Genomic DNA, 13,629 nt, shown 5'->3' on the forward strand with positions numbered 1-13,629 from the left:
ATCGAACGCTCCACCGGACAACGGGATATAACCGATCTCCAGGCGCCGTCCCTGCTCATCGATATAGAACAGGTTTTCGTCGGCATCTATTTCGACCGACACCTCATAGTCGACGCTCCAGCCTGCGCCGAAGAGGCCGTTGCGACGTGTATCGAGACTGTTGTAGAAACGTTGCCAATCGATAGGGAGCAGGCCGGGCAGAACAAAGTCCAACTCCTCCTCTTCGCCCAAGACCTTGGCCCCTGTCGCGCTGTGCACCGGATTGGGCGAGCCATTCATGGCGCTCTTGAGCGCAGAGGTGACCTTGCTGGTCGCATACGAGACGGCGCCACCGAATACTAAGCCACCCACTAGACACGGCAACTTGGTCCAAAAACATTTCAAGTTGCCCCGCAACGCCATCACCACGGCAATGGCCAGCCCCACCCCCGGCGTTTTGCCGCTACGAATCTCCTGCACCACGATGGTCTCGCCACCAATGCGCACATCCGGCGAAATCAGACCCTCAGCCGTTCCAATCTTGGCGTCACAGGTACTGCGATCCCCGCTGCGTGCCGCAGGCTGCCCGTTGATGAACACCGAGCTGGAACCTTCGGCAATAAACTGCAGGGGCATGGGCGGGTGCTTGTTGCACGCCACGGTATCCAGCGGGCACGGCTCGGTGCCGGGGGCGGGCGAGGCGACGGTCGGGCGCCACATCTGCGAGAAAAACTCCCCGGCCATATCCAGGAAGCTCGGCGCTGCCGGCTCGCTGGGCGCGACGGGTACAGCCGTCATCTTGCCCGCGGCGCGGGCGGCCTTTTTGCCATTGATGAACACGTTGTGCGAACCGCTGGTGATGAAGGCATCAATCACCGGCGGAAACACCCAGTTGGCGGCGGACTCGCACCAACTGGATATCTTCAAGTCCGCCCCCGTGAGGCCAGCGGTAATACCGACGACCGCGCCCACCACCAACACCAGGGCTACACCGCCGGTGGCGATGGTTGCACCAGTCGCAAGGAACACCGCCCCGGCAACGGCCAGGCAGCCCACAGTAGTGATCGCCGCATAGGCGGCCACTTCCAGCACACCGCCGAGAATGTCGGCCATCACCGAGGTGTGCAGCAGTGCGTCGCCTTCGCGGGCAGCCCAAAGATCGTCACTCATCGCTCAGGCTCGACTCAGGGCGTAGCAGTAAAATTGAGCGTGTTTTTGAGTGTCGCCCAATGAGCTGCCTCGGCAGAGCCCAGGGGCTGGGTCTTGACGTAGCTCAGTGCAATCAGTTGGCGGGTGCCGGGTATCTGCATTGCCAGCTGATATTGGTAAATGTTGTCGCTGCCTTTGTTGAAACGGTTCTGTACTTCAAACGCGTCGATGTCCTGCGCCGGACCGACCTTGACCGCTTGTGCGGGGGAATAGCGCAGATCCTTGACCTGCTGCTCGAGCTTTTTCAGCTGGCCCTCGAAATTGCTTTGCAGGCTCTCGCCATCGGCCAAGGGGCTGCGGCTCACCACCAGGGTAGTGCCCAGCTTGGCGAACCTGAGGATATTGATCGAGGTGTCCTGTACCTCGGCATCGGGCAGGGTGAATTGGGCTTCGTTGATCAGGTAATTCATGGTGAAGAAGTCTCGTTATTGACCAGCGCCGGGCTTGCCGGGGAATTTTGATTCGACGGCGGACTTGATCGTGTCTTGCACGCCCTGGGCGCCGGGCGATGTGCCCTTGTCACTGCCCAGGTTGATGTCCAGTTTGCCCTTTGTCTGGATCTTGCTGCTGCCGGTGGAAAACAGGTTGAACGAGCCGCAGGTCAGGTTGATATCCCCGCCTGCCTTGAGCTCGATCACACTGTCGCCGCACACCAGGCGAATACTCTCGCCGGCCTCGATGGTGTAGTGCGTGGCGGCGCTGTCGGACTTGGCGCCACCCACGATCACCGTGTCGTTGTTGCGCACAACCCGCAGACGATTGCTGCCGATGGTCACCGTCTCGTTATGGCCAATACTCTTGTTGCGGTCATGCCCCACCGAGTGGCTTTCATCCACCTCCACCACGATGTCCTGATTGCGCTCGGCATGGATATACAACTGCTCCAGACCCTTCTTGTCCTCCATGCGGATTTCATTGAAGTTGGCCGGCGTGCCGCCTTTGCTGGAGCGGCTTTTCATGCCGCTCTGGGTGGCGTTTTCCGGTAGGTCGTAAGGCACAGTCTGCTCGGCGTTGTAGACGCGACCGGTGATGATCGGTCGGTCCGGGTCGCCTTCAAGGAAGCTGACAATCACTTCCTGGCCGATGCGTGGAATCTGCATCGAGCCCCAGTTCTTGCCGGCCCAGGATTGCGACACACGAATCCAGCACGAGCTGTTTTCGTTGGATTGGTCGTGGCGGTCCCAATAGAAATGCACCTTCACGCGGCCGTACTGGTCGGTCCAGATTTCCTCGCCCTTGGGGCCTACCACCAAGGCGGTCTGCGGGCCTTTGACGATGGGGCGGTGAGTATTGGCCAGCGGGCGGAAACTTTGTTGGGCGTCGATGCAGGTCAGGCTGCTTTCAAACTGCGCCGAGCCTGAGCCGCCACCGCTTTCCAGGCTTTCCTGCACGATGAAGTAGCGGCAACCGACGATCAGGTACTCGCGGTTCTGGTCCTGGCGGCTGAAGCCGGTGAGGCTGAACAGATGGCCCGAGCCCAGGCCACGCGCATTGCCGCTGAACTCGATCTGTTCATGCAGGGTTTGCAGGGCTTCGATTCGGGTGCGCGCATAGTGTTCGCCGTCGGCGCTTTGCACGTAGGTGCCGGGGTAGTCGTACAGCGGGTAGTCGCCGGCGGTGTGCGGGCGCGGCATGGCCGAGCGCACGTCGATGCTCGCGCTGGGGCGCTGGAAGTCGTAGTCGTTGAGCTCCAGCGAGCCCGGCTGCACCTCCTGCGCCAGGTGCCAATTGTGCATATGGTCGCGTTCGCGCTGCTGCTCGTCCTTGGGGTAGTAGGGGATCGACGCATAGCCAGGCACGTTGGTGTGAGCGCCATAGGCGTCGGCCAGCACCAGCACGTGGCGATCCTGTTCATGGCGAAAGAAGTAGTAGATGCCTTCTTGTTCCATCAGGCGGCTGACGAAATCGAAGCTGGTCTCGCGGTACTGCACGCAGTATTCCCACTCGCGATACGGTCGGCTCAGGGCGTCTTCGAAATCGGAAAAACCCAGGTCGCGGAACACCTGCTTGATGATCTGCGGGATGCTCAGGTTCTGGAAAATCCGGCAATCGGAGGTGCGGCTGAGCAACCACAGCCATGGGCGCAGGGTGACCTGGTAACTGGCGAACTGACCCTGGTCGATGTTCTGGCTGCAACGCGCGACGATGCCGTGAAAGTGCCGCTCGCCACCGTCCGCCAGTTGCAGGCCCACGCTCATGGGCTTGCCGAGCAACTGGTTGAGGTCGATGTTGGCGTCCAGGGACGTCAGTTGCAGCTCATAGTTGAACAGCCTTCCTAACTCTTCACCGCCGCCCATTTCGTTGAGCAACAGCACATCCGGCCCAAGAGGGCTGGTGATCTTGGCCAGGCGTGAGGCTTGGTTGAATAGCATCGGTTAACCCGTAAGTGTCGTAATAACTGAAGAAACCGAATCCAATGTGGGAGGGGGCTTGCTCCCGATAGCAGTGTGTCAGTTATGCATTGGGTGACTGATTCACCGCTATCGGGAGCAAGCCCCCTCCCACAATTTTTATCGCATTCCGTCAGGTCAATCGTTGAACTGGTAGTGCAATTCATTATCCCGGCTGCTGATCCGCCCCCCCGCCAGCGCCTTGCCTTCCAACATGCGCGTGAGGAACTCACGGCTCATGTCCGGCAGCAGGCTGTTGGTGAGGATAGTGTCGATCATGCGCCCACCGCTTTCGGTTTCAGTGCAGCGCGAGACGATCAAATCGACCACCGCATCGTCGTAGTCAAAGGCGACTTTGTGGGTGTTCTCCACGCGCTTCTTGATGCGGTTCAGTTGCAGGCGCGTGATCGCCTTGAGCATCTCGTCGCTCAGCGGGTAGTAGGGAATGGTCACCAAACGTCCCAGCAGCGCCGGTGGGAAAATCTCCAGCAACGGCTGGCGCAGGGCCTTGGCGATTTCTTCCGGCTCGGGAATGTTCGCCGGGTCCTTGCAGACGTGGGAGATCAGCTCGGTACCGGCGTTGGTAGTCAGCAGGATCAGGGTATTCTTGAAGTCGATCACTCGGCCTTCGCCGTCTTCCATCACGCCCTTGTCGAACACCTGGAAGAAGATCTCATGCACGTCCGGGTGAGCTTTTTCCACCTCGTCCAACAGCACCACGCTGTAGGGCTTGCGCCGCACCGCTTCGGTCAGCACGCCGCCTTCGCCGTAGCCGATATAGCCCGGTGGCGCGCCCTTGAGGGTGGACACGGTGTGGGCTTCCTGGAACTCGCTCATGTTGATGGTGATGACGTTCTGCTCGCCGCCGTACATGGCTTCGGCCAGTGCCAGGGCGGTTTCGGTCTTGCCCACACCCGAGGTGCCAGCCAGCATGAACACGCCAATCGGCTTGCTCGGGTTGTCGAGGCCGGCGCGGGAAGTCTGGATGCGCTTGGCGATCATCTGTAGGGCGTGGTCCTGGCCGATGATGCGTTTTTTCAGGTGCTGGTCGAGGTTGAGCACGGTCTCCAGTTCGTTGCGCGCCATGCGGCCCACCGGGATGCCGGTCCAGTCGGCGACCACCGAGGCCACGGCCTGGTAATCCACGGTCGGCAGGATCAGCGGGGTTTCGCCTTGCAGGGCGGTGAGGCGCTGTTGCAGGTCGATCAGTTGCGTGCGGAGTTCATCGCTGCCGCTATCTACGACGCCGGCCTTTTCGCGCAAGGTGGCACGGGTGGCGAGCAGTTCATCCACCAGGGCTTTCTCTTCGGCCCAACGGTTTTCCAGGGTCGCCAGGCGCTCGCGCTCGGTGCTCAACAGGGCTTCGCTGTTGCTCTGGCGCGTACCAATGGCAATGCCGATGGCCTGTTCGCGGGCGATGATTTGCAGTTCGGTTTCCAGCGCTTCGATGCGGCGACGGCTGTCGTCCACTTCGGCGGGCACTGCGTGCAGGCTGATGGCGACACGGGCGCAGGCGGTGTCCAGCAGGCTCACGGACTTGTCCGGCAACTGGCGCGCCGGGATGTAGCGGTGCGACAGCTTCACCGAGGCTTCCAGGGCTTCATCGAGGATCTGCACCTGGTGGTGTTTTTCCATGGTCGAGGCCACGCCGCGCATCATCAGCAGCGCCTTGTCTTCCGACGGCTCGGCAACCTGTACCACCTGGAAGCGGCGGGTCAGCGCCGGGTCTTTTTCGATGTGCTTCTTGTACTCGGCCCAGGTGGTGGCGGCCACGGTACGCAAGGTGCCACGGGCGAGGGCGGGCTTGAGCAGGTTGGCCGCGTCGCCAGTGCCTGCCGCACCACCGGCACCCACCAGGGTATGGGCTTCGTCGATAAACAGGATGATCGGCTTGGGCGACGCCTGCACGTCTTCAATGACCTGGCGCAGGCGCTGTTCGAACTCGCCCTTCATGCTGGCGCCGGCTTGCAGCAGGCCCACGTCAAGGCTGCGCAGCTCCACATCCTTGAGCGCAGGCGGCACGTCACCGGCGACGATGCGCAGGGCGAAACCTTCGACCACGGCGGTCTTGCCCACCCCGGCTTCACCGGTGAGGATCGGGTTGTTCTGGCGCCGACGCATGAGGATGTCCACCAGTTGGCGGATCTCCTCGTCACGGCCCACGATTGGGTCGAGCTTGCCGCTGCGGGCCTGTTCGGTCAGGTCCACAGTGAAACGCTTGAGCGCTTCCTGCTTGCCCATCGCGCTGGGCGCCATGGCGCCGCTGGCCTCGCCTGGCACACCGGCATTGAAGCCGTCGCTGGCGCTCAAGGCGTTTTCCGGCGAGTCACCGACGTATTCATCAAAACGTTCGCTCAAGGCCTCGGCCTTGATCTTGTCGAACTCGCCGGACAAACCCAGCAACGCATGGCGCAGGCTCGGCGTCTTCAAGATGCCCAGCACCAGATAACCGGTGCGCACCTGGCTTTCGCCGAACATCAGGCTGCCATACACCCAGCCGCGTTCTACGGCCTCTTCCACATGGGAGGACAGGTCGGTGATCGACGTGGAGCCGCGCGGCAGGCGGTCCAGGGCTTCGGTGAGGTCGCGGGCCAGGCGTGCCGGCTCCACGTTGAACTGGCGGATGATGCGGTGCAGGTCGGAGTCCTGCAGTTGCAGCAACTGGTGGAACCAGTGGGCCAGTTCCACATACGGATTGCCCCGTAATTTGCAGAACACGGTGGCGGCTTCGATGGCCTTGTAGGCCACGCTGTTGAGTTTGCCGAACAGTGCGGCGCGACTGATTTCACCCATGCTCTGGATTCCTTGAGGTGGTGGCGTGGTCGGCGTAATGCCGGGCCAGGATTAGGTCGTTGGCGTCATGCGCAGGTTGGCCGAGCCAGGTATTGAAGCCCAGGCGGAACTGGCCGTTGAGTTGCAGCGCCGGAACTTCGGGTTGTTGCAAAACCAGGTTCAAGTCCCAGTCCAATTCATGGCCCAGGTACTCGGCCACCCACGCCACCAGCTCGTTGAACGGCTGTTGGCCGGGCAGCATGCCCATGTAGTCATCCAGCGTGAGCGGGCCCAGGCGGATGCGGAATTTGTGCTGGCGGTCCCACACGTGGCTGCCCAGGCAGAAGTCCACGCCCAACTGGTTGGCGCTGACGCCCACGCGGCTGCGTTCGGGCAGTTCCAGCCATTGGCCGACGTATTCTTCGATCTCTACCGGCAGGCCGAAATACTCGCTGAGGATCGCTTTCAAGCCATCCGGGTAGCGGGTTTGCGCCGACAGATGGCCGCTGTAATGCAGCTTTGCGGTATCGGGGATGAGCCCTTGATTGAGCAGGCTCGGCATCCCGCGACCACTCAGGGCGGCGAGGCGGGCGGACCAGTAGTCATCGTCCGGCCGGTCGTGGCTGACCGTCGGACGTGCCTCGGCCCAGGCTCGGTAGAACAGCGTCAGCAAGCGATGGTGGAACACATCCAGGAACTGCTTGCTGGTGCTGTCGGCGTTATTGCGCTGACGCTCGCGCACGTACTCGGTGATATGCAGCGGCAGCGGGCCGTTGGGGCCGCCGAGACCGAAGAAGAACTGCTCCAGCCGCGCCGGCTTGCCGTCGCCGCCGGGGTCGACCGACGCCAGCGTCGCCGGCGCGAAGGTGCAATCGGCCTGTTGCCCGAGGCGCAAGGGATCATCCGCCAGGCGCAGGGAATGGCCCAGGCGCGGCAGGTCCGGCGATTCGCACTCGATACGTCGCAGCGCCTGGAAGAAGTCATATTCCCAGGGCTCCTGATGCATCGCATCCAGGGTACTCACAGGGTCGGACGCCGTCCGGGCTTGGCTTTCCATCGCATGATCTCGCCGCGTTCGGTGGTACGGATCACCGTCTCGGTAAAACTGTTGATCGACACATAACGTGCCAGGAAGCGCTCCAGCACTGCACCGAGCAGGAACACGCCGGTACCGCGAAACGCGTTTTCATCGAATTGCAGGGTGATTTCCAGGCCGCGGCCAAACACGATCGGGCCGGGCATCGGCAGGCGCCGGGTCACCGCCTTGCTGCTGACTTCGCGCAAGCCTTCGATCTGCAATTGCAGGGCGGCGTCGTTGCTGTCGCCGTACAGGCGCAATAACTCACGCAGGGCGCCGGCACCTTGGCCCTGTTCGCTCAAAGACAGGTAATTGAGCGACAGCTGGCTGATCAGGCGCCAGGCCTTGGCATCATGGGCATGGCTGGCACGTGGGCGGCTGGGGCCTGCGACGCAACGCACAGAAAGCACCGGGGCGCTGTCGGCCAGGGTGAAATCGGTCTTGCCATTGCCCACGCTCATGAACAGCGGCAAGTCGCGGTTGGTGCACAGCGCCGTGACGCCCAACTGGCGCAAGTCATGGCCGTAAGGCGCCTGGCGGCTGTCCACCAGGCTGACGAAGGTTTCGCTGCCCACGTAGGTGGAGCGCGGACCGTTGCGGCGCTGGTCGCTGGACAGCACGCGTGGCTCGCGGCGCACCGTGTAGTAAGCCTGGTCACGGCCATAACGCGACGGATCACGCACCGCATAGAAGGGTAAAAACGGCTGCTCCGGCCCGGTGCCGTGGCCGGTGATGCCGCTCAAGGAGTGAATCTCGAAATCCATCGGCCGCGTGCGGTCGGCGATCACGTGGTGTTCGTTGACCCGGTCAGACAAGTGGATGCGGTCTACACGTTTTGGGAACAGGTTGATCGCGGGGGTGCAGAAGGGCAAAAACTGCGCTGCGCCAACGCTGCCTTCCAGGCTCGGTTCGTGGCGGTCGAACAGCACGATCAGTTCCAGCTCCTGGCCGTCGCAACGCTTGACCGCCCGGCCCAGCTCGGCGAACTCGACGAACAGGAAGCGGTGGGGCAGGGCGAAGTATTCCTGCAACAACCGGTAGCCCTGGAACGCCCGCGCCACTACCGGCATCGCCGCGTCGGCATCGTCAAACCCACGGGAGCGCAACGCGTCTTGGGGCAAACGCTCAACCCAATCGCCGCCGGGTTTGCGTGCAAACACCGCGCAGGCATTGCCCAGCAGTTGTTCGTAGAGGCGGAATGGTTGCTCGTCGGCACCACTGAGGTACAGCGGCAGGTTATCCAGCTCAAGGCTGCTGAACGGCAATTCGGCGCCGGTGCGCAAGGTCAGGCGCAACCCCGCCTTGGCTTTCGGCTCGCTGGCGGCCAGGCGACCGAGCACGGCGGCGGGGTTGCCGAAGTATTCGGCGTGACTGACCTGCAAGGGCCACAGCGTCACCGGATGTGCGGTGCGGTACTCGCAGCAGGTCTGGGTTTCGCGGCCCAGGGCGGCGCGCAATACCGTGTCGCGGGGCAGGGGGAAACCGCTGGCCAGGGAGCCTTCATCCGGGTCGGTCTGCAATTGCACCACGGTCATCGACGGGGTGGGCGCCAGGTAGTGCGGGTAGGCGATTTCCAGCAGGTTGTGGGTGAAGGTCGGGTACTCGGCGTCGAGCTTGAGCTGCACCCGGGCCGTGAGGTAGGCAAAGCCTTCAAGCAAGCGTTCGACGTAGGGGTCGGCGCAGTCCATACCGGACAGGGTCAGCCGACTGGCGATCTTCGGGTATTCCTTGGCGAACTCGGCGGCGCTTTCGCGCACGTGGTGCAGTTCCTGGTTGTACAGCTCCAGCAGGCGCGGATTCATGGGCGTCTCCGCTGGTCGGCATTGACCACGCGTACGTGGCCGGACTCCAGGTCCAGGTCGGTTTGCAGCAGCAGGCGCAACGGCACTGGCTGCGCCCACAGGTCACCTTCGATCTCGAAACTCAGGGCGTTGTGGTTCATCTCGCCATGGCCGACACGGGCTTTGACCCGCAGGGTGTGGCGCAGGATGCGTGGCTCGAAGGTGGCGATGGCCTGGTAGATCAGGGCTTCCAGGGCCTTGATGTCGACGCTGGAAACGCTGTTGCCCGCCAGTGCCGGCAGGCCGTAATTGACCACCGAGGTACCGGCCGGGGTGTGCAGCGTCGCATCGGCATCAAGTAACGAGGTGGTGTTGAGCAGCCACGCCAGGTCACGCAGTACCGAGGCTTTCAATTGGGTCAGGGATAGCACGCGTTTGTCGGCGCTTTCCTTGGGATTGGTCGGGTCGTCGTCGGTCAGCCGGTCCAGCAGGGACGGTTGCAGACGGTCGCGGGAAGCGATTTCAGTTACCACCAAAGCAGCTCCACGGACGGGTTGCGAGAGAGACAAGATGCCTGTGGCCGTGGCGCGGGGTCACGGCCACAGGGGCTATCAGCGCTTGGTGTTGGAACGGATGTTCCAGCCAAACTTGATCGCGCCGCCGTCTTTGGTGCCGTCGGCTTTCTGCGGCTGGTAGTCGACCATCACTTGGGCGAAGTTCAGGGTCACGTTCTCGGTCAGGCGATCATCGGTGCCCGAGCCGCCGGTGCTCAGGGAGGTGACCAGCACTTCTTCCAGGTTGATCACCATGTACTCGACCTGGCTTTCGCCACCGGCCTTGCGCACGGTCAGCTTGACCTTGTCGATGTGCTTGCCGCTGGCGCAGTGCATCATCAGGTTGGGCGAAGCCTTGTCGACGTACTTGGTCAGCGACAGGTCCTGGATATTCACCTTGCCCGCACCGCCGCCACCGCCAACGTGCATGTTGCCGGACTGGGCCATGCCCCAGCTCCAGTTCAATACGTCGATTTCGTCCTTGTGGGCCTTGTCCATGGACTCGCCCTTGATGTCGCCGATCTTGATGAAAATATCAACAGCCATGTTTTCTCCCTGTGTGGTCTCAGCCACGATATTGGGTTACCGCCAATGGGGCAGTGCTTTTCTGGGGGGCTGGCTTGCCTGCGATAGCATCACCGCGGTCTGGCTGGCAGACCGCGTCGCCTGCATCGCGGGCAAGCCCGGCTCCCACAGAAGAACCGGTTCAACAGTTACTTATGCGCTCTTGGCAGAAGGCAGCTTCGATACCAGTCGCAACGACACCGTCAGCCCTTCAAGCTGGTAGTGCGGGCGCAGGTAGAACTTGGAGTTGTAATACCCCGGGTTGCCTTCGACTTCTTCCACGATCACTTCGGCAGCCGCCAATGGGTGCTGGGCCTTGGTGGTTTCGGTGGAGTGCGCAGGGTCGCCGTCGACGTAGTTGAGGATCCAGTCCTGCAACCAGCGCTGCATCTCGTCCTTCTCTTTGAAGGAGCCGACCTTGTCGCGCACGATGCACTTCAAGTAGTGGGCGAAACGGCAGGTGGCGAACAGGTACGGCAGGCGCGCGGCCAGGTTGGCGTTGGCGGTGGCGTCCGGATCGTCGTATTCGGCCGGTTTCTGCAACGACTGTGCGCCGATGAACGCGGCAAAGTCGGTGTTTTTCTTGTGCAGCAGCGGCATGAAACCGTTCTTCGCCAGTTCCGCTTCACGGCGGTCGCTGATAGCGATTTCGGTCGGGCACTTCATGTCCACACCACCGTCATCGGTAGGGAAGGTGTGGGCCGGCAGGTTTTCCACTTCACCGCCAGACTCGATACCACGGATGCGCGAGCACCAGCCGTAGTGCTTGAACGAACGGTTGATGTTCACCGCCATCGCGTAGGCGGCGTTGGCCCAGGTGTACTTGGAGCTGTCGGCGCCGTCGGTGTTTTCTTCGAAGGCGAAGGCTTCCACTGGGTCGGTCTTGGCGCCATACGGCAGGCGCGCCAGGAAGCGCGGCATGGTCAGGCCGATGTAGCGCGAGTCTTCCGATTCACGCAGCGAGCGCCAGCCGGCGTATTCCGGGGTGGTGAAAATCTTGGTCAGGTCGCGTGGGTTCGACAGTTCCTGCCAGGAGCCCATGCCCATCACGGTTGGCGATGCGGCCGCGATGAACGGCGAGTGCATGGCGGCGCAGACTTTCGACAGCTCGCCCAGCAGTTCCACGTCGGGTGGCGACTGGTCGAAGTAGTAATCGCCCACCAGGCAGCCGTAGGGTTCGCCGCCGAACTGGCCGTATTCTTCTTCGTACATCTTCTTGAAGATCGGGCTCTGGTCCCACGCGGTGCCCTTGAATTTCTTCAGGGTCTTGTGCAGCTCCGGCTTGGAAATGTTGAGCACGCGAATCTTCAGTTGCTCATCGCTCTCGGTGTTGTTGACCAGATAGTGCAGGCCACGCCAGGCGCTTTCCAACTGTTGGAAATCCTGGTGGTGGATGATCTGGTTGACTTGGGCAGTGAGCTTGGCGTCGATGGCGGCGATGATCGATTCGATCGACTTGATCGCATCGTTGGACACCAAGTCGGTTTGCGCCAGGGCTTGTTCAGCCAGGGTGCGCACCGCGGTTTCCACGGCTTCGCGGGCACGCTCGGTCTTGGGTTTGAATTCTTGCAGCAGCAGGTTGGCGAACTCGCTGGCTTCTTCGGTGGCACCCAGGATCTGGCTGCCTTCGCGGGCGGTATTGTCAGTCATGATTACTGCTCCCCTGCAGGCTTGGGCGCGCTGGCAAGTGCCTGAAGCAGTGCCGGGTCCTTGATCGCCTTCATGATGATTTCTTCAGCGCCGGTCTTGCCGTCCATGTAGGTCAGCAGGTTGGCCAACTGAGTGCGGGCTTCGAGCAACTGGTTCAGCGAGTCAACCTTGCGCGCCACGGCGGCCGGGCTGAAGTCGTCCATGCTTTCGAAGGTGATATCCAGGCTCAGGTTGCCTTCGCCGGTCAGCTCGTTGGGTACGTGGAACGCCACGCGTGGCTGCATGGCCTTGAGGCGTGAGTCGAAGTTGTCGACGTCCACTTCAAGGAACTTGCGGTCGGCCACGGGTGCCAGCGGCTCGGCGGGCTTGCCGGCGAGGTCGGCCATCACACCCATTACGAAGGGCAGCTGGACCTTTTTCTCGGCGCCGTAGAGCTCGACGTCGTACTCGATCTGCACTCGAGGCGCACGGTTGCGCGCGATGAATTTCTGAGAACTTTGCTTCGCCACGTTGCTGCTCCTGGTCGCTTGAGCGACGGTGTTGTTACTGCACGGTCCGGCGGCTTACTCGCTGTCCGGGCCGCGCAGGTTTTCAAATTGGGACATGCCGTCGGGAATCAGATTGCGCACGATGGCCGCGAAGTCGGCGTGCACCAGATTTTTCGCTCGGTTCAACAACACCGGCAGCGGGCTCGAAGGCTCGTGTCGGGTGTAGTACGCAAGGATCTTGTCGAGGCTGCGCAACACGTCATCGCGAGTAGCGATGTCGCCCGTCGGGCGCGGGGCTGCGGGTGCGGCGGCGAAATCGACCGAGGGGGCATTGTCTTCACTGACGGCCTCGGGTTCGCTGCTGCTGTCGGTGCCGGGCACCGCTTGATTGAGTATTTGCAGGGCCTGCTTGAGCGGCTGCTTCAAGGCGCTGAGGTCCACGCCCTGGGCGGAACCGACCTGGTCATTGACCTGTTGCTCGATGGCTTCGCAGGCCGTACGCGCTGCGATCAACGCGTCGCGGGTGGCTTGCAGCAGCTCGGGGTCGCTGTCGAGGAATGCAGCGTTGAGCTGCTGGTTGCCCAGTTGCTCATCGGCAAAACTCTGCAGGCCGCTGGCGTTGAGCGCGGCGCGCAGGCTCACGGGCCCGAAGGTGCGTGAGCGTGTCAGGATGCTTTCGCGCAACAGGCGAATATTGGTGTCGCAGGTCAGGCCGGTCAGGGCGTTGATGCGCACGGTGGGGTCGTTGTCGTCGTCGGCATCCAGGCGCGGATGCACGTCGGCCCAGTATTCGCGCAGCAAGGCGTTGATCAGGACAAGGACTTCAGCCAGCCCGGCCACGCCCTGCAAGGCGAGGGAACTTTGCAGCAGGAAATGAGTGATGCGCAGGTCTTTGCTGCGCTGCAACAGGTCGAGGCTCTGCTGCTGGATGCTGCGCCACTCCGGCGGCTCGGCGGGCAGGATCGAGTCGCCCATGCTGCGCTCGGGCTGGCCCTTGGCATCACGTTCCAATTGCAGAAATTGCGCGTCATATTCCATGTCTTCGCCACAGGGCGAAGTTGCAGAAACGGCGGTGAGCAGCAACGGCACATCCACTGAGTTCGATCTCCTTATCAGCCCGCTGGAAGGCGGGCAACGCATGCATTAGTTGCGCAATGAACTGTG

11 protein-coding genes are annotated in these 13,629 nt (G+C 62.2%); all 11 read right to left on the reverse strand.

The window, feature by feature from the left end; genetic code table 11:
• Positions 1–1,149, reverse strand: a 1,149-nt coding sequence (locus tag E4P00_RS23105; RefSeq protein WP_248133140.1) for a DUF6531 domain-containing protein, incomplete at its 3' end; no start/stop codon positions are given.
• A gap of 14 nt (positions 1,150–1,163) precedes the next feature.
• Positions 1,164–1,598, reverse strand: a complete 435-nt coding sequence (locus tag E4P00_RS23110; protein WP_248133141.1) for a DcrB-related protein — start codon at positions 1,596–1,598, stop codon at positions 1,164–1,166.
• A gap of 15 nt (positions 1,599–1,613) precedes the next feature.
• Complete coding sequence (locus E4P00_RS23115) at positions 1,614–3,560, reverse strand: type VI secretion system Vgr family protein (protein ID WP_248133142.1); 1,947 nt, start codon at positions 3,558–3,560, stop codon at positions 1,614–1,616.
• A 156-nt stretch (positions 3,561–3,716) separates the two neighbouring features.
• Positions 3,717–6,371, reverse strand: coding sequence for a type VI secretion system ATPase TssH (gene tssH / locus E4P00_RS23120; RefSeq protein ID WP_248133143.1), 2,655 nt, complete (start codon positions 6,369–6,371; stop codon positions 3,717–3,719).
• Entirely contained in the window at positions 6,364–7,407 is a 1,044-nt protein-coding gene (gene tssG / locus E4P00_RS23125) for a type VI secretion system baseplate subunit TssG (protein ID WP_216090489.1), read from the reverse strand. Before tssG ends, tssH begins: the two co-directional genes overlap by 8 nt.
• Positions 7,371–9,230 carry a type VI secretion system baseplate subunit TssF gene (tssF, locus tag E4P00_RS23130; protein WP_148853787.1) on the reverse strand — a complete coding sequence of 620 codons (1,860 nt, stop codon included), beginning with the start codon at positions 9,228–9,230 and terminating at the stop codon, positions 7,371–7,373. Before tssF ends, tssG begins: the two co-directional genes overlap by 37 nt.
• Positions 9,227–9,742 carry a type VI secretion system baseplate subunit TssE gene (tssE, locus tag E4P00_RS23135; RefSeq protein WP_005792513.1) on the reverse strand — a complete coding sequence of 172 codons (516 nt, stop codon included), beginning with the start codon at positions 9,740–9,742 and terminating at the stop codon, positions 9,227–9,229. Before tssE ends, tssF begins: the two co-directional genes overlap by 4 nt.
• 78 nt (positions 9,743–9,820) lie before the next feature.
• Positions 9,821–10,309 (reverse strand): type VI secretion system tube protein Hcp, encoded by a 489-nt coding sequence (locus E4P00_RS23140; protein WP_005792512.1) that lies wholly within the window; start codon positions 10,307–10,309, stop codon positions 9,821–9,823.
• Positions 10,310–10,480: 171 nt separating this feature from the next.
• Positions 10,481–11,977 carry a type VI secretion system contractile sheath large subunit gene (gene tssC / locus E4P00_RS23145; RefSeq protein ID WP_005792511.1) on the reverse strand — a complete coding sequence of 499 codons (1,497 nt, stop codon included), beginning with the start codon at positions 11,975–11,977 and terminating at the stop codon, positions 10,481–10,483.
• A 2-nt stretch (positions 11,978–11,979) separates the two neighbouring features.
• Positions 11,980–12,486 carry a type VI secretion system contractile sheath small subunit gene (gene tssB, locus E4P00_RS23150; RefSeq protein ID WP_003195557.1) on the reverse strand — a complete coding sequence of 169 codons (507 nt, stop codon included), beginning with the start codon at positions 12,484–12,486 and terminating at the stop codon, positions 11,980–11,982.
• 54 nt (positions 12,487–12,540) lie between these two features.
• The gene (gene tssA, locus E4P00_RS23155) at positions 12,541–13,560 is read right to left on the reverse strand and encodes a type VI secretion system protein TssA (RefSeq protein ID WP_032878693.1); all 1,020 of its coding nucleotides are present in this window, start codon (positions 13,558–13,560) and stop codon (positions 12,541–12,543) included.
• Positions 13,561–13,629: the final 69 nt, after the last annotated feature.

It is taken from the genome of Pseudomonas sp. B329 (genome assembly GCF_023127835.1).
Classification (GTDB): Bacteria; Pseudomonadota; Gammaproteobacteria; order Pseudomonadales; family Pseudomonadaceae; genus Aquipseudomonas; species Aquipseudomonas synxantha_A.

Bases quoted from the DNA above. Each gene is read 5' to 3' on its own strand.
- E4P00_RS23110 (WP_248133141.1), bottom strand. From the start codon at position 1,598: ATGAATTACCTGATCAACGAAGCCCAATTCACCCTGCCCGATGCCGAG.
- E4P00_RS23115 (WP_248133142.1), bottom strand. From the start codon at position 3,560: ATGCTATTCAACCAAGCCTCACGCCTGGCCAAGATCACCAGCCCTCTT.
- tssH (WP_248133143.1), bottom strand. From the start codon at position 6,371: ATGGGTGAAATCAGTCGCGCCGCACTGTTCGGCAAACTCAACAGCGTG.
- tssG (WP_216090489.1), bottom strand. From the start codon at position 7,407: ATGGAAAGCCAAGCCCGGACGGCGTCCGACCCTGTGAGTACCCTGGAT.
- tssF (WP_148853787.1), bottom strand. From the start codon at position 9,230: ATGAATCCGCGCCTGCTGGAGCTGTACAACCAGGAACTGCACCACGTG.
- E4P00_RS23140 (WP_005792512.1), bottom strand. From the start codon at position 10,309: ATGGCTGTTGATATTTTCATCAAGATCGGCGACATCAAGGGCGAGTCC.
- tssC (WP_005792511.1), bottom strand. From the start codon at position 11,977: ATGACTGACAATACCGCCCGCGAAGGCAGCCAGATCCTGGGTGCCACC.